The organism is Tabrizicola thermarum (assembly GCF_003574395.1).
In the GTDB taxonomy this organism is placed as follows: domain Bacteria; phylum Pseudomonadota; class Alphaproteobacteria; order Rhodobacterales; family Rhodobacteraceae; genus Tabrizicola; species Tabrizicola thermarum.
Genome location: NZ_QMJY01000080.1, coordinates 147738 through 172532 on the forward strand (window position 1 = coordinate 147738; position 24795 = coordinate 172532).

A 24795-nucleotide genomic window follows, 5' to 3' on the forward strand; every position below is an offset into this window, starting at 1 on the left:
GCAATTGCACTTGCCCTTTTCGCAAATACTCCGGGGGATTGGGGGCAGCGCCCCCAGCAGCCGAGGAGGAGGCGAAGCCCGACGACGAGACAAGAGACTTGCGCGCCAGCGCTCCGATTGAGGGGCCGGTCAGACCGCGAGGAAGTTGGTGAACTGCCAGGGGTCGTCCTCGTCCCGGTCCTCGGCAAAGCGGTTGATCCGGTTTTGCAAGGGCGTCCAGTCCGTATAGTGGCACTCGATGGACCCCAGGTAGGGACGCTGGACCTCGAGGCAGCGGACATGGTCCATCTCGTCGGCCTCGACGAAGCCCGCCTTCGGGTTCTCGGCCGCCCAGACCATGGCCGCCAGCACCGCACTGGTCACCTGCATCCCGGTCGCGTTCTGATAGGGCGCGAGCCGGCGCGCCTCCTCGCAGGAAAGCCGCGAGCCATACCACATCGCGCCCTTGGCGTGGCCGTAAAGCAGCACGCCAAGATCGTCGCCGCCGCTGGTGATCTCGTCCGCTGTCAGGATGTGCTGCGCCTCGGCCAGCTTTCCCGCTCCGTTGATCTCGTGCAGCGAAAGGATCGCGTCGTTGCAGGGGTGGTAGGCGTAATGGCAGGTCGGGCGGTAGACCGCTTTGCGCCCCTCCCAGACGGTGTAGTAATCCGGAATCGACAGCGCCTCGTTGTGGGTGATGACATAGCCGAACTGCGGCCCGACATCCGGGCACCAGCTCCGCACCCGCGTGTCCGCGCCCGGCCGGTCGATCCAGATCGCATAGCCCGGCCCGTGGTCGAAGGCGTGCCCGTTCGGCGGCAGCTTCTTCTCATGCGTGCCCCAGCCCAGCTCGGCGGGCTGATAGCCTTCGGACAGAAGCCCGTCCACCGACCAGGTGTTCACGAAGACCCCCAGCGGCTTCGGCCGGGCCGCGACCTGGGTATCGCGCTCGGCCACATGGATGCCCTTCACGCCCAGGCGCTGCATCAGCCGCGCCCAGTCCTCGCGCGATTTCGGAGCGGCGGCGACCCCGGTATCCGCCGCCAGTCGCAGCAGAGCCTCCTTCAAGAGCCAGGACACCATCCCCGGGTTCGCCCCGCAGCAGGACACCGCCGTCGGCCCGCCGACATAGGCCTTGCCCAGCTCCCGCACCTTTTCGCGCAAGGGATAGTTCGTGCGCTCGGCATTCGGCAGGGTCGAGCCGAAGTAGAACCCCGGCCAGGGCTCCACCACCGTGTCGATGTACTGGACCCCCATCTCCTGAGCCAGCTTCATCACTTCGATCGAATCGACATCGACCGACAGGTTCACGATCATGCCCCGGCCCTCCGGGAACAAGCTGCGCAGCACGTCGGCGTAGTTGTCGGGCGTCAGCGCGACCTGAAGATGGCGGATGCCGTGGTCGCGCAGGATATGGGCGAAGTCGCCCGAAGGCTCGATCACGGTGAACCGGCTGCGGTCAAAGCCGATGTGGCGTTCGATCAGCGGCAGCGTGCCGCGCCCGATCGAGCCGAAGCCGATCATCACCAGAGCGCCGTCGATATGGGCGTGAACAGTCGTGGTGGTCATGGTCCTTGGGTCCCCCCGGTTACAGAAGGGCGCGAAAGGCGCCGGAACGGAAAAGGCCGCGCCGGGTGGCGCGGCCTCGGGTCACGATCCCCGCAGGGATCAGTTCTTCGCGTAGTATTCGACGACCAGGTTCGGCTCCATCTGCACCGGATAGGGCACGTCGCCCAGGCCGGGGGTGCGCACGAACTTCGCCGTCAGCTTGCTGTTGTCCACTTCCAGATAGTCCGGCACGTCGCGTTCGGTCAGCGCGATGGCCTCGGCGATGGCCGCCATCTGCTTCGACTTCTGGCGCACTTCGATCACGTCGCCCTCCGACACCCGGTAGGACGCGATGTTCACCCGCTTGCCGTTCACCAGCACATGGCCGTGGTTCACGAACTGACGCGCCGCGAAGATGGTCGGGACGAACTTGGCACGATAGACCACCGCATCCAGACGCCGCTCCAAGAGGCCGATCAGCATTTCGCCGGTGTCGCCGCGCACCCGCTCGGCCTCGGCATAGATCTTGCGGAACTGCTTTTCGGTCAGGTCGCCGTAATAGCCCTTCAGCTTCTGCTTGGCGCGCAGCTGAGTGCCGAAGTCCGACAGCTTGTTCTTGCGGCGCTGGCCGTGCTGGCCGGGGCCGTACTCGCGCTTGTTGATCGGGGATTTCGGACGGCCCCAGATGTTTTCGCCCATCCGGCGGTCGATCTTGTACTTGGCAGAGGTGCGTTTCGTCACCGCTGATCTCCTTCAATTGTGGCTCTTTCGGCTTGTCCGAAAAGCGGTTCCCACTTTTCGGGCCTCAGAGTGTTACGAAGGGCGTTGTCCTTTGACCTTTCGGCCTGACAGGCATCCCCTTGCGGGGGCCACCAACACCAATGAAAAGCCCCGGGACCGGCCCGGGACTGGCGGGCTTATACAGGGGAAAGCGGGGGAGTCAACAGGCCCGCTTCAGCCGATCCTGCCGCGGACCCCGCCGGTCTGGGCGCGGTCCATAAGCAGATGGTCCAGGATCACGCAGGCCATCATCGCCTCGCCCACCGGCACGGCGCGGATGCCGACGCAGGGGTCGTGGCGGCCCTTGGTCACAAGGTCGGTCTCCTGCCCGGCTGCGGTGATCGTCCGGCGCGGCGTCAGGATCGAGGAGGTAGGCTTCACCGCGAACCGGCACACCACCGGCTGCCCGGTCGAGATGCCGCCGAGGATGCCCCCGGCATGGTTCGACAGGAACTCCGGCCCGTCCGGCCCCATGCGGATCTCGTCGGCGTTCTCCACACCCGTCAGCGCCGCCGCCGCCATGCCCTCGCCGATCTCCACGCCCTTGACCGCGTTGATCGACATCATCGCCGCCGCCAGATCGCTGTCCAGCTTGCCATACAGCGGCGCGCCGAGGCCCGGAGGCACCCCCTCCGCCACCACCTCGATCACCGCGCCGACCGAGTTGTGCGCCAGCCGCAGCCCGTCCAGATAGTCCGCCCATTCCACGGCGGCCACCGGATCGGGTACCCAGAACGGATTGCGCTCGATCTCTCCGGCATCGAACCGCGCCCGGTCGATCCCCTTCGTGCCCATCTGCACCATGTAGCCGGTGATCCTCAGCCCCGGCACCAGCGCCGCCAGCACCGCCCGCGCCACCCCACCCGCGGCCACCCGCGACGCCGTCTCGCGCGCACTGGACCGCCCGCCGCCGCGATAATCCCGGATGCCGTACTTCTGGTGATAGGTGATATCGGCATGACCCGGCCGGAACGACTGGGCAATCTCGCCATAGTCCTTCGACCGCTGATCCGTGTTCTCGATCATCAGCTGGATCGGCGTGCCCGTTGTCCTGCCTTCGAACACCCCCGACAGGATGCGCACCTCGTCCGGCTCTTTCCGCTGGGTGGTGAACTTGGTCTGCCCCGGCTTCCGGCGGTCCAGCCAGGGCTGGATGTCGGCTTCCGACAGGGCCACCCCGGGGGGGCACCCATCCACCGTGCAGCCGATGGCGGGCCCATGGCTTTCGCCCCAGGTGGTGACACGGAAGAGATGTCCGAATGTGTTCAGGCTCATGGGCGTATCCTCGCTTCAGGTCGGCATACAGGCCGCGCCCGCCCTGCCACAAGCCCTCGCGCAGCGGAAAACCGCCGCCAAAGCCTGCCGCGAACACGCATCCGTGACCTTTCTGCCACCTCGGGGGTTGAAACCGCGACATCAGGCCCCACTTGCTGCCAGCGGGCCGGGCCCCTCTGACGACGCCAAACGGATCTGGCGCTCGTGATGTCGGACCGCATCGAGAAAACGTGCTCGATGTCATGCCCGGCACCCTTCGCCCCGATGCAGGCTGACCTCTCGACGCACTCATGAACGAGGGACGACGGGATGGACTTCCTGTTTCTGCTGTTTCTGGGCAAGCCCATCTGGATGTGGCTTGTCTTCCTGGGCATCGTGATCGCGCTGATGGTGTTCGACCTTGGCGTCCTGCACAAGGACGACCACGAACTCGGCGTCGCCGAAAGCCTGAGGCTCACCGCCTTCTACATCTTCATCGCGATCCTGTTCGGCGGCTACATCTGGTGGTCCTGGTCAACCGGAGTGCTGGTGACGAGCGACGGCTCGAACCCGGTCACCGCCTATTTCCAGGGCTACATCATCGAGAAGGTCCTCTCGATCGACAATGTCTTCGTCATCTCGCTGATCTTCGGCTATTTCGCCATCCCGCCAAAGTATCAGTACCGCGCGCTGATCTGGGGCATCATCGGTGTGATCGTGCTGCGCGGCCTGATGATCGCCATCGGGACCGAGCTGATCGCGTCCTACAAATGGGTCTCGCTGGTCTTCGCCGCCTTCCTCGCCTTCACCGGCATCAAGATGCTGCTGGTCTCCGAAACCGAGATGGACGTGTCGAAGAACCCCGTGGTCCGGCTGGTGTCGAAATACATGCACGTCACGCCTGACCTGCACGGCCACAAGTTCTTTGTCCGCCTGCCGCATCCGGTGAAGAACAGGACGGTGATCCATGCCACGCCGCTCCTCGTCGCACTGATCGTCATCAACTTCGCCGACCTGATCTTCGCGGTGGATTCGGTCCCGGCGATCTTCCTCATCACCACCGACACCTTCATCGTCTATACCGCGAACATCATGGCCATCCTCGGCCTGCGCGCGCTGTATTTCGCGCTGTCAGCCCTGGTGCACCGCTTCCACTACCTGAAATACTCGCTGGCCGTGGTGCTGGTCTTCATCGGGATGAAGGGCTTCTACAGCTATTTCCTCGGCAAGCCGGACCCCTACCTGTCGCTGGGCATCACCGTCACCATCATCGCGGCCGGCATCTTCTACTCGCTGTGGAAGACGCGGGACGGCGACGAAGTCGTCAAGAACAAGGCCGTCCGCACCGCCGAATGACCGGGAGGCGCTCAGGTCCCCTGCCGGATCTGCGAGGAAACATCATGGTCGCCGGGCACTCCGGCGATCCGCAGGACCGAAAGGCCCAGCGTCACGTCCACCGCCCCATCGGCGCGGCGCACAATCCGGGGCGGCTTCGGCCAGGCGCTCAGATCATAGACCTGTTCCGCCCGCCACTGGCTGACATGCGTCACCCCGCCATAGGCCAGCACGAACACCACCGCCCCCGGACCCGGGTCGATCAGGTTGATCCCGGTCCCCGCATGGACCGTGTCATTGCCTCCCCCCAGCCGCACCTTGTTCCGCCCCGGCCCGGTATGCACCACCGACGACCCATCGCCATCGATGATCTCGTCATTGCCATGCCCGCCGTAGATCCGGTTCCGCGCCGCGATGCCGATGATCGTGTCGTCGCCCGTGCCGCCATCCAGCACGTCGCGCCCGCCGCCACCGATCAGCCGGTCATTCCCCGCCCCGCCGTAGAAGTAGTGGCGCGAGCTTTCGCTGACCGAAATCGCCCGCAGCGTATCGTCCCCCTCGCCGCCGTAGAACGTCGCGCCACCATACTTCGGCCCGATCATCACGTCGTTCCCGCGCGAGCCGCGGACATCGACCATCACCCGCTCTGTCGTCTCGAAAGTGATCGGGCTGTCGGGATGCGCCACGATCCGCAGCACGCGGGGCGATTTCTTCGCCGCCTCCGCATCCTCATGCCGGGCCAGCACCGTGGCGATGCGAATGTTTTCGACGTTCATCGGACAGTGCAGGATGTATCCATCCGGCCCGCCCAGATACCAAAGCGTATCGTTGCCGCCGTCCCTGGTCTCGTGGATCTTCTCGGCCTCGGCGCCATAGGCCCAGTAGTTGTCGTTGCCGCGCCGGCCCTCCAGCACCACGGACCCATCGACCGCCATCATCGCGTTGACCCCGTCGGCCGGATTCTCGAACCCGCGCAGGTCAAGGCCCAGTTCCAGAGCGCCCTTCACCAACTCGCCCCGCAGCACATCCATCGGGGCCGTCGCCACAAGGTTCTCCGTCTCGCCCGGATCGGCGACCACGTCGTAGACATGCTCTTCGCCGTTCGGATAGCGGAAATAGCGATACTGGCTGAACCCCTCGATCGAGGGCCGCACCGAAAGGGTCCCAAAGACCGAGGTGATCGGCGATTTCGTGGTGTCGAAACTGCCGAAACTCGGGTCGATCAGCGGCAACAGGCTTTGCCCCGACACCCAGTCCGGGCGCGGCGGCAGCCCGGCCAGCTGCATGATCGTCTTGGGGAAGTTGTGCAGGCTGACCGGCAGGTCCACGACCCGGCCTCCCTCCATCCGCGGTGACCATATCCCCAAAGGCACATGCGCCGCCGAATCCCACTGGCTCATCTTGTGGAAACTGTCGTGGTTCCCGAGGTTGAAGCCGTTGTCCGACAGGAAAACCACCGTCGTCCGGTCGCCCAGCGGCGACGCCTCCAGCGCCCGCAGGAACCGCCCGATCTCGTGATCCACATGGCTGATCGCCGCGAAATAGGCGCGGACGACCTGCCGCCAGCCGTCATCCCCGCCCTTCTCGGGCGTCCAGTTGCCGTTGGCGATATAGGCGGCCTCGTAGACCGCGAAACCGGGGGGCGGGCCGTAGTAATCCTCGGGAGCGGCGATGTCGGGCCAGCGGATCGCGGCGGGATCGTAGAGCTGGTAAAAGCGGTCCGGACATTCCAGATTGTAATGCGGATGCTTGAAGCCCAGCTGGATCAGATGCCTGCGTCCAGGGTCGGCCCGGCCCAGAAAGTCGATCGCATTCTGCGCCACGGTGAAATCGTAGAACAGATGGTCCTGCGACCCGTCATCGTCGGGATGATTGATCCCCGCGATCCCCGGCCCCCGGTCGAGGTAATGCTTCACCTTCGTCCGCCCGCCGCTGTCGAAGGCCGGGACATCCTCGTGGAACAGCACCCGCCGGTAACGTTCCGGCATCGGCTTGTAGGTCGCATCCACCTTGCCGGTGGTGAAGGTGTAGAACCCCGCCCGGCGCAGGTCGTAGGCCCAGGCCTTCTGCGGCGGCAGCACTTGGCGCCAGAATCGGTTCAGATCCACCAGCCCGGTGCGGAAGGGCGACAGGCCGGTGGCCAGTTCCGCGCGGCAGGGGGCGCAGAGCGGGATCGTCGCATAGGCATTGCCGAACCGCACCCCGGCATTCAGCAGCCGGTCCAGGTTCGGCGTCTGGATGCGCAACCCGAAGGTCTCTCGCCAGGTGAAGACGTCGATCATGTCATCGACCCAGATGACACAGATGTTGTCGTCCCGGATCGTCTCTGCCGTGAACGCCATCAGCCCGTCAGCCTCAACCGCGCGGGCAAAGCCCAGCGCCGGACGGCCCCATCCCCGAAATCGCCCCGCAGCGCCCCCCGGTTCGCGGGCCAGGGTCCGTCCCCCGGCGCTGCCGCATGGGCATAGGTGACGAAGACCTCGCCCTCGGGCCGCCTGGAACAGGTCAGCACCACGGCCTTTGCATCCGACGGATCGACCGCGACCGAGGTGATCGTGGCCCCGTTCGTCACCCCCTCCAGCGCGAACCCGGCTAGCGGCCCCGCCCCGAAGGGATCGTCCGCGTCGATCACCAGCGCGTCCTGCGCCTCGCAGATCAACCGGATGTCCGCCCCGCTCCGCTCGGCCAGCTGGATCACCGGGCACCGCCACTTGCCCCCGCCCTGCACCGCCAGAAGAGCCTCGGCCAGCAGCAAGGCCTTCTCGGCCCGCCCCTCGTCCGTCAGCCGCCCCGTGTCATCCATCCGGAACGCATAGGACGGCGCGGCAAAGACCAGCTGATGGTCGCCGTGGTTCCAGGACAGCTCCCACTGCCCCTCCAGCGCCGGCCCGCGCGTCACGCTCTGCGTCCCGCAATCGAAGGCCGTCAGGAAGATCGGCCGCGCAAGACCCTGTTTCGCCATCCCGCGCGTGATCCGCTCCATCAGCGCGATCATCCCGTCGCGGTAGGCCACCGGATCGCCGGACAGGTCCTCCAGCGCATAGTCCAGCACCACCGCCAGCACCCGGGCCCCCACGCCCAGCCGACCCGCCGCCGCGACCAGATTGGCAAAGGCCCGGTCCAGGTTCGCCACCGCCGCGCCGCTGCCCAGGTCATGCGCCGTCGCCGACATGTCGGTCTCGGCCCGCGCGAAGACCAGCGGCAGCGACTGATGCGCCGCCCGCCGCCGCGCCAGGATCTCGTCGGCGATCAGCGCCTCGACCGTCAGCTCGCGCAAGGGCTCCAGCGCGTCGGTCGCCACTGCCTCGCCCTCGCCGCCCATGCCCACCGCACCGATGTCGTCGGCCGGGGCCAGCACATGCCAGCGGAACCGCGCCGGACCGGGCGAGCCCAGCCCAGCCCGCGCCCCGCCGATCCCCAGGATCGCCAGCAAGGGCCCCCGTGCCTCGGCCAGGATCGCCCCGCCCGAGACATGCCGCCGATACCCCCGAGGCCCGTCCGCCCCGACCATGTTCGCCTGAAACACCACCCAGTCCCCCTCGCGCCGGGGCGCCCAGAGGTCCAGATCGTCGGGCAGATCGGGCAGGGGCAAAGCCTCGGCCGGCGCCTGCGGTTTCAGCTCCAGCCGCGCGGCGATGTCGGCGATCACCTTGTCGGACAGCCGCAGCAACAGCCCGGTCTCGTCATAGCGGATCACATCGCCATTCTCGGCCCGGATGATGACGCCTTCGGGGGGGATCTTTTCAGCCATCAGAACAGCACCTTGAACCGCTCGGGCAGCCGGTAGACCCCCTTCGGCCGCGCGCCGCCGGGGGCGAAATAGACCACCTTCTTCTCCCGCCATCCCTCGATCATTTCCTTGCGGAACTCCGGGAAGTCCACCGTCTCGGCCCGCGGCTTTTCCTTCGACAGCGCCTTGTAGGTGTCCCAGGCCGTGTCCCAGCCGGTCTTTTCCCGCTCCACCTCGCCCAGCGCCCCGCTCTGGATCACCCGCTGCTCGCGCCGCCTGGCCAGCCGCGCCTTGGTCATGTCATGATCGATGAAGCGCAGGTGGAAAAGGTAGAGATGCGGGTCAAGATGCAGCTTCGGGTGGTTGGCGAAATGCCCACCGGGGGCAATATCGATCTTGTCGCAGGTGATGCAGGGCTTGGCGTAATTCGCGTTCAGCCGGAAGATCCGCCGCACCTCCAGGATGTTGCGCCCCTCGGTGATCGGCTCGGGCTCCAGCACCGGATTGTGCACCATCTCGATCGCGAAGGGTGTCACCACGCGGGGACCGCCCTTGACGACAAGGCTTTCCATGTAGTCGGGCAGGCTGTCCGACACCGCCGGATCGACGCAGACGATCTCGTCCACATCGCCCACCAGCACCCAGTTGTAGAAATTGGTGAACCCCGAGGTCAGCCGCGACAGCATCTGCCAGCGCCGCTGGTTGAAGCAGTTCCGCGTCTCGTCGAAGGGCAGGTAGATGACGTTGCAGCCTTTGGCGATGCGCTTGTGTTCCGGGTCGCCGCCGTGGGACAGCACAAAGCAGTTCTCGCGCCCCAGCTGGCGGCCGTAATACTCCACCCAGCGCGAGAGGAAGAAGTGATCCTCCCCCACCATCGTCATCGCCATCATCCGGCCGCGTGTCGTATCCATTCACCCGTTCCTGCCTGCCGCCCCCGCATAGCATGAGCGGAAAGCCGGGGCCTAGAGCCTCGTCGAGCGTTACCCCGAACCCGCTTTCAGCGCGTTGACGGCTGCCCGTCGCGCCCGGCGGATGAAGACCTTCTCCTCGTCCGGCAGGTCCGCGCCCAGCCGCAGCAACCCGTCCGCCGCACGCATCACCAGGCCGTGCCGCCCCCGGTTCGCCGCCGCCGCCAGCAGCGCGCGTTGCCATTTGGTCACGCTGCGCCGCGCGCGATAGGCGGCCCAGAACTCTTCCCCGATCTCGTCCGCCTCGACCATCCGGTTGATCAGGATCGGAAAGGTCCCCGATTTCAGGATCACCCGGATCGCTTCGTGCGTGGTGAAGGGCACCCGGACCAGCTGCACGTTCGGCCCCGCCAGCCGCGCGGCATGGGCGCGGTCCTCGGGCACGAAGGGATCATAGACCACCACCGCCCGCCGGATGTAGGGCACCGCCGCCGCCGCATCGAGGAACGGCATCCCCTCCCAGTTCGACTTGCGCACGGCAAAGGGAAACCGCTGCTCGAAGGGCGCGATCACCTTGTTCATCGTCGATTGCGGCGAAAACGCCAGCACCCGCGCCTCGGGGATCAAGGGCGCGAAGTTCAGCGCCCCGAACCCGCCCATCGACGCGCCGGTCAGCAGCACGCGCCGGAATCGCCGGAAGAACCCCCGCTGTTCCAGACCGCGCAGCAGCGCCGGAGCCGTCGGCTGCCGGAACCAGTCCTTGGCATGGCTCTGCACCCCCAGCACCGAATGGCCCAGCGGCTCCAGCCGTTTCCAGGCCCAGGGTCCGCGCGGCCAGCCCTCGTCGATGGTCGCCAGGTTGTCGAAGGACACCACCAGCGCGTCCCCCGCACCCTCGAACCACAGCGAGGCATGGTCCCCCCGGATCAGGAACCGCCGCGCCCTTGCGCCCTCGTCCAGCCCCATCTCGGGCGGCACATCCAGCGCGGGTGCTGCGTCCTCCACGGCCTCAGTAGGTCCAGCGGACATGGGCATTCAGCGTGGCCAGCACGTCCCGGTCCTCGGGGTCGGTCGAGGCCAGAAGACAGCGGTCCGGCCAGAACAGCACCTCGTGCAGCAGCGACCCGCCCAGCGTCTTGGCCAGCCCCGCCCGGTTCGACCGGCAGCCGATGAAGAAATCCGCCGGATGGTCCATCCCGGGAATGACCCCGCTCGCCTCGGCCCGCCGGTCGCCCAGCGCCAGCCGCAGCGACCGGCCATCGAACCCCAGAGCCGCCACCTTGACCTGCCGCCCCGCCGCCACCGGCAAGGACACCTCGACCGAATTCTGCCGGTCTTTCGCCAGCAGCATCCCGTCGCCCTCCGACAGGAAGATCATGTTGTTCGACTGCCCGGTAAAGACGGAAGCCAGCGTCCGCGCCGCCCCCTCCGACCGGTAGACAACCGCCACGGTGAAGGCCTCGACCTCGGGCGCAAAGCCCGGCAGCGTAAACCCGCAGTTCACCCCGTCCTGACAGACCAGAGCCCCCGGCGGCCCGGCCTGGAACCGGCTGTTGCCGCTGTTCGGCCCGGCTGCCACCGCCTCGACCGCCCCATGCTGTTCCCGCCAGCCGGTGATGCTGCCGTTGGTCCAGACGATATCCGCCTCCCGCGCGACAAAGCGCGCGCCGCCCGTGCGCAGGACCGCCTCGGCCAGCAGACGGTCATCGCCCCCGATCAACGCGCCGGGCGGCAGGTTCGCAGCGATCTGAAGCATCGGACCTCCCTCCCTATTCTGCCGACCGCACGGGACTGCCGCAACCCTGTCGCGCCATCCGCACCGCGCGGTCCAGGATCAGCGCGCCATAGGCCGCGTTGCGATGCTCGAAATCCCGCTTCTCGACATGACCCTCCACCGCATAGGCCGGGTCGGTGAACAGCCCCGCCGTCACCGTCTCCTCCGGCTGGCGCAACAGCTGGATGCCATCCTCTGCCGCCACCTCTTCCAGGATCGCCCAGAACCGGGGCACCCGCTCGCGGATCAGCTCAGGGATCGCCGGAGCCAGCACATCGGCAAAGCGGTCCGGGTCGGCGGTGTAATACGCGACAGGAGACAGCAGCACCCGCGCCGTCCCCGTCGCCGCCAGCCCCGCCGCCAGCCGATAGCCCGCCTGTCCCCGCAGCCCGTCGGTCAGGATGCGCCGCACAAGGCCCGAACTCAGGAACGGCCCCTGCGCCATCCCCCGCAACAGCTGGTGGAAAAGCCGCCAGACATAGACCCGCGCCCCGGTGACATGGATCACGTCGAACTCTGCCGCCGGCAGGAACATCCGCCCCTTCGCGTTGAACTTGGCAAAACGGCGGGCCGTGAACTCGTCCAGCGGATGCACCGCCCCGTCCCGGACCTCCAGATACCGGAACCGCCCGCCCACATGGCCCCAATACTCCAGCTCCACGCCCGACACATCGACCAGCCCCTGCACCTCGGCCTGTTTCAGGCAGGCATAGTGACTGTCGCCAAAGATGCACAGCCGGGGCAGGTCAGCCATCGCGCTGACCCGGAGCGAAGGCCGCCAGGATCTCCTCTTCGCAGCGCAATTCCTCGGCCTCGGTCAACTCGGGCTCCGGCACCTCCTCGACCGCCGCAACCGCCGGCACCGGAGCGGGCGCCACCGCGACCTCGCCGCCAAAGGCCGCCGCCTGATCCCGGAAGAACTGCGCCATCACATGATCCACCCCTTCGGGCAGCACCGATCGCAGGTTCGGCGCAAAGAACCGCCCCTTGTAGGCCGGATGCGTGATGATCTCGTAGGACGGGAAGTAATCCACCCGCGCCTGGGTCGCCACCAGCTCGGACGCCACCGCCCGCAAGAGCGATTTCGAATGGCTGGTCGCCGTCAGCACATGGCTCCCCGACGCCGTCGCGGTCAGCGGCACCGGAGACACCGTCAACAGCACGATCAGCCGCCGGTTCGCCCGGAACATCAGCCGCAGCGCCGCCGTCATGTCCCCCATCAGCGCCCCGAACCCGTGGTTCACGAAGACATGGCGCCCGGCATCGAACTGCCCCGCCACCGTCCCCGGACAGACCGCATATTCCACGCCCGTCGCCCTGTCCTGCCACGCTTCCGTCAGCCCCATGGTGAAGACAAAGACATGCGACCCCCGCACAGCCTCGGCAATCGCGCGCAGCGTGTCGCGGCGAGAGGTCCACAACTCCTCCGCGCTCGCAAATCCGCCCGGCTCCACCCCCGGCCGGAACGGGTCATAGAACCGCCCGTCCTTCTCCCACACCTCGCCCGGCGGCTCGGCCTCGGTCAGCGCCCAGGTCAGCCACTGGAGCAGCATCTTCGGCGTGTAGATGTTGCCGGTCCGAAAGCTGAAGGTCCCGTAGTGGTAATCCTTCCGCTGCTCGGGCGTCAGGCCCGCAGGCCCCGGCTCGAAATCCAGCCAGCGATAGCGCCGCGCCAGCAGCGCGCGGGAGAAATGCTGCGCAAAGCACGACCCCGCCGTCACGATCCGCGTCCGCCGCGCAATGGCGTGCTTCGGCTTCCACAGCCCCGTGATCTCCAGCGCGTCGCGTTCGGCGACGGCGGTCCGCCAGAAACGGTCCTCGGGCAGGGTCTGATAGGGATGCGTCATGCGCGACCGGGTCCTGATGCTCGGCTCAGGATAGGACGGAGAGGTTGCAGGAAGGTCAACCGCTTTCCGCGCCACCCTCCACAGCCCCGGAGGACCGTGGTAGCCTCGCCCCATGCCCAGCCTCTGCCGCGACTGCCTGACCCTGACCGAAGCGGCCACCCCCCGCTGCCCGGCCTGCCGGTCCCCGCGCATGGTGGCGCATGACGAACTGACGCAGCATTCCATCGCCCACATGGACTGCGACGCCTTCTACGCCAGCGTCGAGAAACGCGACAATCCGGCCCTGCGCGACCAGCCCGTCATCGTCGGCGGCGGGCAAAGGGGCGTCGTCTCCACCTGCTGCTACATCGCCCGCATCAAGGGCGTCCGCTCCGCCATGCCGATGTTCCAGGCCCTGAAACTCTGCCCCGAGGCCATCGTGGTGAAGCCCCGCTTCCCCGCCTACACCGAAGCCTCCCGCGCCATCCGCGCGATGATGGAGGAGCTGACCCCCGCCATCGAACCCCTTTCCCTCGACGAGGCCTTCCTCGACCTGTCCGGCACCCAGCGCCTGCACGGCGCGCCCCCCGCCGTCCTCCTCGCCCGCCTGACGAAACGGATGGAGGACGAACTCGGCCTCACCGGCTCCATCGGCCTCAGCCACAACAAGTTCCTCGCCAAGATCGCCAGCGACCTCGACAAACCCCGCGGCTTCTCCGTCATCGGCAAGGCAGAAACCGAGTCCTTCCTCAAACCCAAACCCGTCCGCATCATCTGGGGCGTGGGCACCGCCACGCAAACGGCCCTCGAATCCGCCGGCATCCGCACCATCGCCGACCTTTTGCGCTGGGACCGCGCCGACCTCACCGCCCGCTTCGGGTCCATGGGCGACCGCCTCTGGCACCTCGCGCGCGGCCTCGACACCCGCCGCGTGAACCGGGACGAGAAACCGAAGTCGATCTCGAAAGAGACGACCTTCTTCGAGGACACCTCCGACCCAGACCTTCTCGACGGCCACATCTGGCGCCTGTCCGAACAGGTCGCCGACCGCGCCAAGGCAAAACGCCTCTCGGGCCGCACCGTGACGCTGAAGCTGAAACGCAAGGACTTCCAGCTCGTCACCCGCCGCCACGCCCTGTCGGACCCCACCCAACTCACCGACCGCATCTACCGCGCCGCCCGCGACCTTTTCGACCACGCAGGGACCACCGGCCCCTTCCGCCTGATCGGCGTCGGCATCTCCGACCTCGCCCCCGAAGATCAGGCCGACCTCTCCCAGGACCTCCTCGACCCCGACGCCAGCAAACGCGCCGCCGCCGAACGCGCCACCGACGCCATCCGCGCCAGATTCGGAGCGGAAGCCATCATCAAGGGCCGCGCCCTGCGCTGATCCCCTCCTTGCTCGCGTTCCGCATCGCTCCTCGCTGATCCTCCGCGCTCCGATGCGGCCTCGTAGGGTGCGCTACAGCGCACCGTTCCTCCGGAACAATTCATGGTCGCCGGATGACGTCACCCGTGTGGACGCGCCGACAAAGGGGAATGTCTGCCGCGCTTCCCGTGGCCGGGCCGACGGCTGGTTCAGGACATGGACCCGACCACCCCGAAACCCCCCAACCCGGGCAACGCACTCCGACTGACGCCCCCGAACCTGTCATGCCGCACACCAGCCCTTGAGGTCCGGACCGACACCTTTTCATCTGTCCCCAAATATCCCCGCCGGAGGCATCCCGAGCCGGTTGGCCGCAGGCCAGAGGCGAGACAGAAGGCGCGCGCGTCAGCGCTCAATTGCAAAACCGCCCCAACCCGCAACGACGCCGGAACCCGGCAGCGCCAATCCCTAACGCCCGGTAAACGCCCACAGCCAACCCCTTGAAATCCCTCACCCGGAAAACCGCGCCGCGCGCGGCGCGTCACTCCGCCGCCAGCGCCACCCCCGGCGGCTGCACCAGCTCGGCCACCACGCCCGAGATCAGCTCCCGGAACCCCTCGAACCCCGGCAGCGGCTCCACCCGGACCTCGTCCATGTAAAGCGCCCTGTCGATCTCGACCTGCACCACATGCACCCCCCGCGAGGGCCGCCCGTAAGCCTGCGCCACATAGGCCCCGGCGAACGGAGTGTTCCGCCCCACCCGCAGCCCGGCCCCGGCAAAGGCCGCCTCGATCCGGTCCATCACCTCGCGCCCCGCCGTCGCGCCATAGCGGTCGCCCAGCACGACCTCCGGCCGCGGCTGGCCGGGCCGGGTATGCGCCTCGATCGCCTCGTGCGGCATCGAATGGCAGTCGATCAGCACCGCCTCGCCAAACTGCGCCCGCGTCTCCTCGACCAGGGCCGCCAGCGCCTGATGATAGGGATGCCAGAACCGCCCAAGCCGCGCCTCGGCCTCGGCCAGGGACAGCTTGCCGCGGTAGATCGCCCTTCCTCCGGCCACGACGCGGGGAATCACCCCCAGCCCGGAGGAGATGCGCGGATTGTGGGGCGCGCGGAAGATCCCCTCGATCACGCCGGGATCCAGCTCGTCCGCCGACCGGTTCAGATCGACGAAGGCCCGCGGCGCCCGCGCCACCAGAATCGGCGCGCCCAGGCCAGGGGCGCTGTCGAACAGCCGGTCGACAAAGGCGTCCTCCGAGGACCGGATCGTGCTGCGATCCAGCGCAACCTGCCGCAGGAAGTCCGGCGAATAGTCGCGCCCCGAATGTGGCGAGGCGAAGATCAGCCCCGACATCTGCCGCGCCGGGCGGGTCAGGACATAGGCCTCGGTCTGGGTCTGCGACATGGGCATTCTCTGTGGCATGCTCCGGCTTCACATCTTCGATATAGCCGCAGTTTTCCGAAAGCCAAAACCCCTTGCAGCCCCCGACGCTTGTCAGTATAGACCCGCCCTGACCGACGCGGTTCGCCCCGCGTCCTTTTCGTTTCACCGAAAGGGGCGGGGCCATCGCCAAGGACAAGTGGGCGGTTAGCTCAGCGGTAGAGCACTACGTTGACATCGTAGTGGCCACTGGTTCGATCCCAGTACCGCCCACCATTCGCCGTTCCCTCGGGAACACAGGTTCAACACAGGCGCGACTTGCGCCGCGTAGAAGGAGGGCAGACCATGAAAGTCGCCAACTCGCTCCGCTCGCTGAAAACGCGCCATCGCGATTGCCAGGTCGTGCGCCGCAAAGGCCGCGTCTACGTGATCAACAAGACGCAAAAGCGCTACAAGGCCCGCCAAGGCTGAGGCGTTTCCAGCTGACGGAAACAGGGCCGCTCCAGGGAAACCTCGGGCGGCCCTTTCCGTTTGCCCGCTCGTCGATCACTGCGTCGCTCTTCACTGACCCGCGACGAAAAGACGAAGTCGCACGAGAAGCCAGCCTGCCCTTGCGGCTCGAATCCTTTCGGAAGGATCTGCAAGACCCTTCCAGGGGATTTGCCCTCGCCCGGCCGTGCCCTCCCAAGGGAATCACCCATGCACGGCAACCGCCCCGTCCCGCAGGCTGCCCCTGTCCGCAATCCTGCCTGCACCCGGGCAGCACTGCCCGCCCCGGCCTTGCCCGGCGTCTCCGATCCCGATGCCGGTATCTCGCCTGACGCGTGCGGCCCGCAGGACCGGAGTCCCGATCAGGTCCCTACCCCAAGCCACGTCGCGGTCCATCTGCGCGGGGCGATGGAGAGCCCCGGCCCGAAGCCGCGCTGCGCCCGCCTGTCGATGCGCCTCATGCCGGGCGCGAAACCCGAATCACCACCAGGCGCGCCGGATCAGCGCGAAGATGTCGGAAGTCGCGATGCCCATCATGAGGCGGATGCTCCAGCCCGTCCGGTTCCCTGTCACCGCGATCGAGGCCGTCGGGAACCCGAACCGGAACAAGCCGCCCAGGGGCCGCGCAAGAGCGGACAGCGCCGCTGCCACCTGCCAGATGGAGCAGCGTCTGACCGACCCGAGCAAGACGGTGCCCGTCACCAGCTCCCAAAGCAGAGGCCAGCAGCCCCGCAGGATGGCCTGAACCGCGGAAACCCGGCTCTACCCGGCGAAGGGGTTGCCTTCGCCCCGCGGGCTTGCACAAGCGTTAAAATTTCGTGACTGCCCACAGGTAACATATTGATTTCATTATGTCCATTGCAGTGACCACGCGTGGTCAGCCCCTGGGGATGTTTACACCGGCGCCCCCCTGGACCTACAGTCGCCCCGCCATCCCGGAGCTCGCCATGCCCCTGCCCCTCGCCCCCCTGCTTCCCCTCGCCATGCGCCTGGGCCTCGTCGCCACGACGACCCTTGCCGTCACTCGCTGGGTGCGGTCCTCCACCCACCCCGGCCGCACCGACCAGCGGGCCGAGGATGCCCTGGACGACCTGGGCGAGGGCCTGACGCTCCACCGCCCCGCCGACCGAGCCGAGGATCGCCAGACCAACGCCACCGCCAGGGTCCGCCGGGTGATCCGGTTCCGGGGCCGCAGCTACGAGCTTGACGCCGGCCTCATGGCCCGGTTCCGTCTGCGGGAGCGCGACGAGTGAAGCTCTACCACGCCCCGGCCTCTCCCTTCGTGCGCAAGGTGATGGTCCTCCTTCACGAGGCCAATGCCAGCGACCGCGTCACCCTGGTCCCTGCGTCGGGCACACCGCTCGACCCCGGCACGTTGCCCATCGACCGCAACCCGCTGGGCAAGATCCCGGCGCTGGAACGGCCCGATGGCCCGACCCTCTATGACAGCCGGGTCATCACCCGTTATCTGGACGACCTGCTGAAAGCGGGCCTCTACCCCGCCTCGCCGCGGCTCTGGGATACCCTCGTCATCGAAGCGACGGCCGACGGCATCTGCGAGGCTGCGGTTCTGATGCGGTACGAGATGCACGTCCGCCCCGCAGCAACCCGGTCCACCGAATGGGCCGATGCCCAGTGGCAGAAGATCACCCGCGCCCTTGATGCGCTGGAGGATCGCTGGATCAGCCATCTTTCCGGCCCGCTCGACATGGGCCAGATCGCCATCGGCTGCGCCGTTGGCTATCTGGACCTCCGCCACGCCGAGCGGGAGTGGCGCAGCATTCACCCCGCGCTCGCCGACTGGTACGCCGCCTTTTCCGCGCGCCCGTCGTTGCAGGCCACGCTCCCGACCGCCTGAACCCGCGTCAAAGGGGCCACACGGGACAGTCTGCCGCAGACAAATGCGACGATGGCAGACTATGTCCGCTGGACGAGGCGGTAAGCCTTGGCTAAACACGCGCCCGGCGGGGCATGGATTTCCATTGCCCCTCAAACCATATGGGCCGGCGCCTCCGGCCTGAAAGGGGAGAAGATCTCGTGTCCCACGCAGACGATCACGCAGGAACCGGCGAAGGCACTCGGCGGGATTTCCTGTACTACGCAACGGCAGGCGCCGGGGTGGTTGCCACGGGCGCCGCCGTCTGGCCGCTGGTCAACCAGATGAACCCCTCGGCGGACACCCGCGCTCTGGCCTCGATCCTGGTCGACGTCTCGGCGGTCGAGGTAGGAACGCAACTGACGGTCAAATGGCGCGGCAAGCCGGTGTTCATCCGCCGCCGCACGCCTGAAGAGATCGAAGCCGCCCGTGCCACCGCGCTGACGGACCTGATCGACACCGCAGCCGAGAACGCGAACAAGCCCGAGGCCGACGCTTCGGACGTGAACCGCACGCTGGACGAGGCGGGCGAATGGCTGGTGATGATGGGTGTCTGCACTCACCTGGGCTGCGTGCCCCTGGGCGACGGCGCGGGTGACTTCGGCGGCTGGTTCTGCCCCTGCCACGGGTCGCACTACGACACGGCGGGCCGCATCCGCAAAGGGCCCGCGCCGCGCAACCTGCCGGTGCCGGTTGCCGCCTTCTTTGACGAAACCACCATCAAGCTTGGGTAAGGATCAGCATCATGGCCGGAATCCCGCACGATCATTACGAGCCCAAGACCGCAGGTGAGCGCTGGCTGCACCGGCGGCTGCCCATCGCGGGGCTGCTTTACGACACCATCATGATCCCCACGCCCAAGAACCTGAACTGGATGTGGATCTGGGGGATCGTCCTGACCTTCTGCCTTGCCTTGCAGATCGTCACCGGCATCGTCCTCGCGATGCATTACACGCCGCATGTCGACAAGGCCTTCGCGTCGGTCGAGCACATCATGCGTGACGTGAACGGTGGCTACTTCCTGCGCTATCTGCACGCCAACGGCGCCTCGCTGTTCTTCTTCGCCGTCTACCTGCACATCTTCCGCGGCCTCTACTACGGCAGCTACAAGGCCCCGCGCGAGGTGACGTGGATCATCGGCATGATCATCTACCTGCTGATGATGGGCACCGCCTTCATGGGTTACGTCCTGCCCTGGGGCCAGATGTCCTTCTGGGGTGCGACGGTCATCACCGGCCTGTTCGGTGCGATCCCCGGCATCGGCGAGGCGATCCAGACCTGGCTTCTGGGCGGCCCGGCCGTGGACAATGCCACGCTGAACCGCTTCTTCTCGCTGCACTACCTGCTGCCCTTCGTGATCGCGGCGCTGGTCGCCGTGCACATCTGGGCCTTCCACACCACCGGCAACAACAACCCCACCGGGGTCGAGGTGCGCCGCGGGTCGAAGGAAGAGGCCGAGCGCGATACCGTGCCGTTCTGGCCCTACTACGTCATCAAGGACCTCTTCGCGCTGGCGCTGATCCTGGCGGTGTTCTTCGCCATCGTCGGCTTCATGCCGAACTACCTGGGCCACCCCGACAACTATGTCGAGGCGAACCCGCTGGCGACGCCCGCGCATATCGTGCCGGAATGGTACTTCCTGCCGTTCTACGCGATCCTGCGCGCTTTCACCGGCGATGTCTGGGTCGTGATCGCGGCCAACTGGCTTTCGTTCGGGATCATCGACGCCAAGTTCTTCGGCGTGCTGGCGATGTTCGGCGCGATCGCGGTGATGGCGCTGGCGCCCTGGCTGGATACGTCCTCGGTGCGGTCGGGCCGCTATCGCCCGATGTTCAAGTGGTGGTTCGCCCTCCTCGTCATCGACTTCGTCGTGCTGATGTGGTGCGGCGCGATGCCCGCGGAAGAGCCCTATGCCACGATCAGCCTGATCGCGTCGGCCTACTGGTTCGCCTACTTCCTGGTGATCCTGCCGCTGCTTGGCGTGATCGAAAAGCCGCTGGCCCAGCCTGCGACGATCGAGGAAGACTTCAATGCCCACTACGGCTCGCAAGCCCATCCGGCCGAGTGAGAGGAAACGACACATGTTCCGCAATATCGCACTCATCGCCGCATCGGCCCTGACCCTGACTGCCGGCAGCGCGCTTGCTGCCGGAGAGCAAGGGCATATCGAGGACGTGGCCTTCGCCCATGAAGGCCCGTTCGGCAAGTTCGACCAGTTCCAGCTGCAACGCGGCCTTCAGGTCTATACCGAAGTCTGCTCGGGCTGCCACGGTCTGAAGTTCGTCCCGATCCGCAGCCTGTCCGACGCGGGCGGCCCCGGCCTGCCGGAGGATCAGGTCCGCGCCTATGCCAAGCAGTTCACCGTGACGGACAAGGAAACCGGTGAGGACCGCGAGGGCCTGCCGACCGACAACTTCCCGGCCGTCGTCGCAGCCGGCGCACCCGACCTGTCCCTGATGGCGAAGGCGCGCGCCGGTTTTCACGGGCCCTATGGCACCGGCATCAACCAGCTGTTCCGCGGCATGGGCGGGCCGGAATACATCCATGCCATCCTCACTGGTTACACCGGCGAGGAGAAAGAGGAATACGGCAACACCTTCTACGAGAACCACGCCTTCCCGGGCGGCTGGATCAAGATGCCCCCGCCGCTGTCGGACGACCAGGTGACCTATGCCGACGGCACGCCGGCCACGCTTGATCAGATGTCGATGGACGTGGCCTCGTTCCTGTACTGGACGGCCGAGCCCAAGCTGATGGACCGCAAGAAGGCTGGCTTTGTCAGCGTCATCTTCCTGCTGGTGCTGTCGACGCTTCTGTACCTGACCAACAAGCGGCTCTGGGCCGGGATCAAGGGCAGGAAAGTCGCCTGATCCGGGACTTGACCCTCTGGAAAGCCCCGCCCCCCGTGGCGGGGTTTTTCATTTGCGCCGCAGGTAGGCCTGCACTTCCGGCGTCGGATCGGCAAAGAGGTCGGCGGTCGGGACCGGGGGCAGGACGATTCCTTCCGACACGAAGGCCATCATGCCCCCCAGCGCCAGCGCATCGTCCGGGTCGTGCGTCACCATCAGGACCAGCGCCCCGGTGTCATCGACCACGTCCCGCACCAGCGCCAGCATTTCGTCCCGCAGGGCCGGGCCAAGCGCCGCAAACGGCTCGTCCAGAAGCAGGATCGGCCGTGCACGCAACAGGGCGCGGGCCAGGGCGGCACGGCTGGCCTGCCCCCCCGAGAGTTGCGCCGGACGACGGGCGTCCAGACCGGCAAGACCCACGCGGTCCAGCGCCCGGGCGATCCGGGCCTGATCGGCCTTGGTCAGCCGCAGGTCGGGGCGCAGACCGAGACCGAGGTTCTGCGCCACGGTCAGATGCGGAAACAGGTTCTGATCCTGGAACAGGATGGTCAGCGGACGATTGCCCGGCGGCAGGGCGGCCAGGTCCTGCCCCTGCCACAGGATCTTTCCACCCGTCGGCTTCAGAAACCCGGCGATCAGCGAGAGAAACGTCGACTTCCCCGCGCCCGAAGGCCCCATGACCGCGATCCGGCTGCCTGCCGGCGCCGCCCAGTCTGCGCCGAGCTGGAAGTCGCCTTGCCGGTAGGTCAGACGGTCAAGCCGCAGCACGGCGACCTCCGGCATCAAACGCCCAGAACAGGGCGAAGGACAGGGTGACAAGGATCAGCGCGGCCGAGGCCGCAGCCTCGATCCGGTAGGCTCCGGTCAGCTGACTGACGACCAGCGGCAGCGTGGCTTGCTGCTGGCCCGCAAAGAGCGCGATCACGCCCAGGTCCCCCATCGACAGCGCCGCGGCGATCCCCGCGCCAAAGCCCAGCGGACGGGCAAGCCGGGGCAGGATCAACCAGCGCAAGCGGGACCAGCCCTGCAACCCGAGGCTTTCGGCCAGGCGGCCATAGCCTGCCTGCAAGGCACGGGTCTCTGGCAGAAGGATGCGGTAAAGGTAGGGCAAGGACAGGGCGACGTTGACCAGGATCGTGACGGGCAAGGCGAGCCGCATCGGTGGCGCAAAGGGTTGGATCAGCAGGAAAAGTCCGGTTCCAAGCACAAGACCCGAGGTCGCCAGCGGCAAGGTCGCCGCGGCTTCGGCCAAAGGCTGCGTCCTGCGGGAAGACGCCAGGGCGAGGGTGAGTGCCGCGACCGTCGCCAGCACTGTCGACACCAGCGCAACCAGCACCGACCGCCCCGCCGCAGGCAGCACCGCAGCGGGCAGGTCCAGAAGACCCGGCACGCCCCGCAACAGAACGGCGGCCAGCGGCAGGATCAGGAACAGCGCCGCCATGGTCAGGGCAAGGACATCGACCCAACGCCGCCAGCCGTCGGGGGCGGACAGGTCAAGCCTGCGGTCCAGCCCCGCGCCAAAGGCTGCGGGCCGGGCAAGGCCCCAGGCCACCAGCGCCGCGACTGCCCCGACGGCAAGCTGCAAGCCCGCCAATCCGGCGGCGCGGGCCAGGTCGAACTCGAAGCGGACGGCCTGATAGATGGCCAGTTCGATCGTCGTGGCCGAGGGGCCTCCACCCAGGGTCAGGACAACGGCAAAGCTGGTCAGGCAGATCACCAGGATCACCATGGCAACCCCCGGCAATACCTCGCGCAGCATCGGCCCTTCGAGGTGGCGGAAGGTCTCGGCCGGGCGAAAGCCAAGGGACTGCGCCAACCGGATACGCTCGGCGGGAATGGCGAGCCAGCCTTGCAGGATCATGCGGGTGGCGAGGGGAAGGTTCAGGAAGATGTGGGCAAGGACGACGCCATGCAGGCCATAGATCGAGATCGGCGGAAATCCCAGGGCGAGGAGGACCTGATTCAGGAGGCCGGAGCGGCCGAAGACCGCCAGAAGGCCAAGGACGGCAACCACGGCGGGAAGCAGGAAGGGCGCGCCCATCAGGGTGATGAGCGCGCTGCGTCCCGGAAAGCGTCGCCGGGCCAGAGCGCGGGCCACGGGGATGGCGAGAAGGGTGGAAAATAGCGCGGAAAGAAGGGCTTGGGCGATCGAAAACCGGACTGCGGCCGCGTCGGCGGGGCCAAGCGAAACCCCCGCCCCTCGCCAGCCGACGGCTGCCAGGGGGGCGAGGACCAGCGCCAGCAGGAGGACCGCCAGCGCCGGGGCCAGAAGGCTCAGCGGGCGAGGGCGGCTTGCCATTCGGCCAGCGCCGCATCGCGGGCGGCTTGCGCCTCGCCGGGCGTCAGAAGCAGCGATCTGGTCGGGCGAAACTTGTCGAAGCCGTCCGGCAGGCCCGCTGCGGGTGTGATCGCGGGATACATCCAGTTCGTCTGCGGGATCGCGGACTGGAAGGCCTCGGTCAGCATGAAGTCAAGGAACGCATCGGCCAGGTCTGGCTGATCGGTCGCGGCCAGTTTTCCAGCGACCTCGATCTGCATGTAGTGGCCCTCGTCAAAAAGGGCGGCAGCCTTTGTGTCATCGCCTTCCGCCAGCAGGTGATAGGCCGGACTGGTGGTGTAGCTGAGGACCATGTCCGCCTCGCCTTGCAGGAACAGGCCATAGGCCTCGGACCAGCCGGGGGTCACGGTGACGATGTTGTCGGCAAGTCCCCGCCAGATGTCCGCAGCCTTGTCGCCATAGGCCGCCTTCACCCACATGAGCAGGCCCAGGCCGGGGGTGGAGGAGCGGGGGTCCTGGATCACGATCTTGAGGTCGGAGGCGGCGAGAGCTTCGAAGGATTTCGGCGGCTCTGTGACCTTGGTCTTGTCGTAGACGAAGGCGAACCAGCCCCAGTCGAAGGGCAGGAACAGGGGATCGCTGGCATCGACCGGAAGGTTGGTGGTCGGTTTTTTCCCATGTGGCGCAAAGAGTTGCGTGGCGGCGGCCTGGGCGGTGAGGCTGGTGTCGAGACCAAGGACCACATCGGCGTCCGAGGCGGCGCCTTCCAGCTGGACGCGGGCGAGGAGCGCGGCGCCGTCGCCGGCGGGGACGAATTGCAGGTCGCAGGCACAGGTCGCCTCGAAGGCCTTTTCCACGGCGGGGCCGGGGCCCCATTCGGAGATGAAGCTGTCGTAGGTCAGCACTTGCAGCACGGGGGGTTCGGCCAGTGCGGGGGACGCGATGGCAAGAAGGCCCGCAGCAAGGAGTTGTTTTTGCATCGTTTTCTCCATGTTGCGACGGAATGGTCGGGGATGGAGAAACCCATGCACCTTCCCTCCGCCGGTATGATCCGGTTCAGGTTCGACGGGTTCGCTTGCGCGTCTCAGCCCGGTTAGGGGCACCCCGAGGTGACAGTGAGGATAGGGGAAAGCGGGACGGGTGCAAGGGGTGAGAGGGCGCGGAGAGGGCGGGCGCCGCAAATGTCGCGGGACGCGGGGTCAACCCTTTGGCTTGTCAGCGAAAACGCCGTATTCGCGGCATATGTTTTCCATGCACGGCGAATGCGTATGCGCGTATGCCGCAGCGGGCGCTGACCAACCATCTGGGCCAGGCGCGAATCGGCTGGGGCATGGCTGGCGATGCTGTCCCTGAGCTTGGTGTAGGTTCTGGCTGAGGTGGTCACCGGCGATGTTCCGGTAGGGTCTGGTTGCTGACACC

23 protein-coding genes, 1 tRNA gene and 1 riboswitch are annotated in these 24795 nt (G+C 67.2%); of the genes, 9 read left to right on the top strand and 15 right to left on the bottom strand.

What is annotated here, in order from left to right; genetic code table 11:
• Positions 1–129: 129 nt before the first annotated feature.
• The 3 genes from D5084_RS14325 to aroC all read right to left on the bottom strand — a co-directional run bounded on the left by D5084_RS14325 (position 130) and on the right by aroC (position 3582).
• Positions 130–1548: a homospermidine synthase gene (locus D5084_RS14325; RefSeq protein ID WP_128516179.1), complete on the bottom strand. Its 1419-nt coding sequence runs from the start codon at positions 1546–1548 to the stop codon at positions 130–132.
• A gap of 99 nt (positions 1549–1647) precedes the next feature.
• A complete protein-coding gene (rpsD, locus tag D5084_RS14330) occupies positions 1648–2268 on the bottom strand; it encodes a 30S ribosomal protein S4 (protein WP_128516180.1) in 621 nt (206 codons plus the stop codon).
• A 213-nt stretch (positions 2269–2481) separates the two neighbouring features.
• Positions 2482–3582 carry a chorismate synthase gene (gene aroC / locus D5084_RS14335; RefSeq protein WP_128516181.1) on the bottom strand — a complete coding sequence of 367 codons (1101 nt, stop codon included), beginning with the start codon at positions 3580–3582 and terminating at the stop codon, positions 2482–2484.
• Positions 3583–3891: 309 nt separating this feature from the next.
• On the opposite strand from aroC, the gene D5084_RS14340 reads away from it, so the two are divergent.
• On the top strand, positions 3892–4917 hold the full coding sequence (locus D5084_RS14340; protein WP_128516182.1) for a TerC family protein: 1026 nt from the start codon (positions 3892–3894) through the stop codon (positions 4915–4917).
• A gap of 11 nt (positions 4918–4928) precedes the next feature.
• Here D5084_RS14340 and D5084_RS14345 read toward each other — a convergent pair whose 3' ends face one another.
• The 7 genes from D5084_RS14345 to D5084_RS14375 all read right to left on the bottom strand — a co-directional run bounded on the left by D5084_RS14345 (position 4929) and on the right by D5084_RS14375 (position 13155).
• The gene (locus tag D5084_RS14345; protein WP_128516183.1) at positions 4929–7238 is read right to left on the bottom strand and encodes a sulfatase-like hydrolase/transferase; all 2310 of its coding nucleotides are present in this window, start codon (positions 7236–7238) and stop codon (positions 4929–4931) included.
• Positions 7238–8647: a hypothetical protein gene (locus tag D5084_RS14350; protein ID WP_128516184.1), complete on the bottom strand. Its 1410-nt coding sequence runs from the start codon at positions 8645–8647 to the stop codon at positions 7238–7240. Before D5084_RS14350 ends, D5084_RS14345 begins: the two co-directional genes overlap by 1 nt.
• Positions 8647–9537, bottom strand: a complete 891-nt coding sequence (locus D5084_RS14355) for a glycosyltransferase family protein (RefSeq protein WP_128516185.1) — start codon at positions 9535–9537, stop codon at positions 8647–8649. Before D5084_RS14355 ends, D5084_RS14350 begins: the two co-directional genes overlap by 1 nt.
• A 69-nt stretch (positions 9538–9606) precedes the next feature.
• Entirely contained in the window at positions 9607–10539 is a 933-nt protein-coding gene (locus D5084_RS14360; RefSeq protein ID WP_128516186.1) for a hypothetical protein, read from the bottom strand.
• 4 nt (positions 10540–10543) lie between these two features.
• On the bottom strand, positions 10544–11290 hold the full coding sequence (locus D5084_RS14365; RefSeq protein ID WP_128516187.1) for a hypothetical protein: 747 nt from the start codon (positions 11288–11290) through the stop codon (positions 10544–10546).
• Between the two features lie 13 nt (positions 11291–11303).
• Positions 11304–12062 (bottom strand): hypothetical protein, encoded by a 759-nt coding sequence (locus tag D5084_RS14370; protein WP_128516188.1) that lies wholly within the window; start codon positions 12060–12062, stop codon positions 11304–11306.
• Entirely contained in the window at positions 12055–13155 is a 1101-nt protein-coding gene (locus tag D5084_RS14375; RefSeq protein WP_128516189.1) for a GSCFA domain-containing protein, read from the bottom strand. Before D5084_RS14375 ends, D5084_RS14370 begins: the two co-directional genes overlap by 8 nt.
• A 112-nt stretch (positions 13156–13267) precedes the next feature.
• Here D5084_RS14375 and D5084_RS14380 point away from each other — a divergent pair, with 112 nt between their 5' ends.
• On the top strand, positions 13268–14524 hold the full coding sequence (locus D5084_RS14380) for a DNA polymerase IV (protein WP_128516190.1): 1257 nt from the start codon (positions 13268–13270) through the stop codon (positions 14522–14524).
• Between the two features lie 520 nt (positions 14525–15044).
• On the opposite strand, the gene D5084_RS14385 is transcribed toward D5084_RS14380, so the two are convergent.
• On the bottom strand, positions 15045–15914 hold the full coding sequence (locus D5084_RS14385) for an N-formylglutamate amidohydrolase (protein ID WP_238382660.1): 870 nt from the start codon (positions 15912–15914) through the stop codon (positions 15045–15047).
• 171 nt (positions 15915–16085) lie between these two features.
• Between D5084_RS14385 and D5084_RS14390 the strand changes: the two genes are divergently transcribed.
• Together D5084_RS14390 and ykgO are read left to right on the top strand one after the other, a co-directional pair.
• Positions 16086–16160: transfer RNA gene (locus D5084_RS14390), tRNA-Val, on the top strand.
• 69 nt (positions 16161–16229) lie between these two features.
• Positions 16230–16355 (top strand): type B 50S ribosomal protein L36, encoded by a 126-nt coding sequence (gene ykgO, locus D5084_RS14395; RefSeq protein ID WP_023666132.1) that lies wholly within the window; start codon positions 16230–16232, stop codon positions 16353–16355.
• Between the two features lie 498 nt (positions 16356–16853).
• Here ykgO and D5084_RS14400 read toward each other — a convergent pair whose 3' ends face one another.
• Complete coding sequence (locus D5084_RS14400) at positions 16854–17075, bottom strand: hypothetical protein (RefSeq protein WP_128516191.1); 222 nt, start codon at positions 17073–17075, stop codon at positions 16854–16856.
• Between the two features lie 245 nt (positions 17076–17320).
• On the opposite strand from D5084_RS14400, the gene D5084_RS14405 reads away from it, so the two are divergent.
• The 5 genes from D5084_RS14405 (at position 17321) to D5084_RS14425 (ending at position 21119) form a co-directional block, all read left to right on the top strand.
• Positions 17321–17626: a hypothetical protein gene (locus D5084_RS14405; RefSeq protein WP_128516192.1), complete on the top strand. Its 306-nt coding sequence runs from the start codon at positions 17321–17323 to the stop codon at positions 17624–17626.
• Positions 17623–18231, top strand: a complete 609-nt coding sequence (locus D5084_RS14410) for a glutathione S-transferase (RefSeq protein ID WP_128516193.1) — start codon at positions 17623–17625, stop codon at positions 18229–18231. Before D5084_RS14405 ends, D5084_RS14410 begins: the two co-directional genes overlap by 4 nt.
• 179 nt (positions 18232–18410) lie before the next feature.
• Positions 18411–18983 carry a ubiquinol-cytochrome c reductase iron-sulfur subunit gene (gene petA, locus D5084_RS14415; protein ID WP_128516194.1) on the top strand — a complete coding sequence of 191 codons (573 nt, stop codon included), beginning with the start codon at positions 18411–18413 and terminating at the stop codon, positions 18981–18983.
• Between the two features lie 11 nt (positions 18984–18994).
• On the top strand, positions 18995–20317 hold the full coding sequence (gene petB, locus D5084_RS14420; RefSeq protein WP_128516195.1) for a cytochrome b: 1323 nt from the start codon (positions 18995–18997) through the stop codon (positions 20315–20317).
• Positions 20318–20330: 13 nt separating this feature from the next.
• Positions 20331–21119: a cytochrome c1 gene (locus D5084_RS14425; RefSeq protein WP_128516196.1), complete on the top strand. Its 789-nt coding sequence runs from the start codon at positions 20331–20333 to the stop codon at positions 21117–21119.
• A gap of 48 nt (positions 21120–21167) precedes the next feature.
• On the opposite strand, the gene D5084_RS14430 is transcribed toward D5084_RS14425, so the two are convergent.
• From D5084_RS14430 to thiB, 3 genes are read right to left on the bottom strand one after another with little or no spacing between them, the layout of a single operon-like run.
• The gene (locus tag D5084_RS14430) at positions 21168–21866 is read right to left on the bottom strand and encodes a thiamine ABC transporter ATP-binding protein (RefSeq protein ID WP_128516209.1); all 699 of its coding nucleotides are present in this window, start codon (positions 21864–21866) and stop codon (positions 21168–21170) included.
• Positions 21853–23397 (bottom strand): thiamine/thiamine pyrophosphate ABC transporter permease ThiP, encoded by a 1545-nt coding sequence (locus tag D5084_RS14435; protein ID WP_128516197.1) that lies wholly within the window; start codon positions 23395–23397, stop codon positions 21853–21855. The genes D5084_RS14430 and D5084_RS14435 overlap by 14 nt, the downstream gene beginning before the upstream one ends.
• Positions 23373–24356, bottom strand: a complete 984-nt coding sequence (gene thiB, locus D5084_RS14440) for a thiamine ABC transporter substrate binding subunit (RefSeq protein ID WP_128516198.1) — start codon at positions 24354–24356, stop codon at positions 23373–23375. The genes D5084_RS14435 and thiB overlap by 25 nt, the downstream gene beginning before the upstream one ends.
• A gap of 36 nt (positions 24357–24392) precedes the next feature.
• Positions 24393–24493, bottom strand: a riboswitch (TPP riboswitch).
• Between the last annotated feature and the right edge of the window lie 302 nt (positions 24494–24795).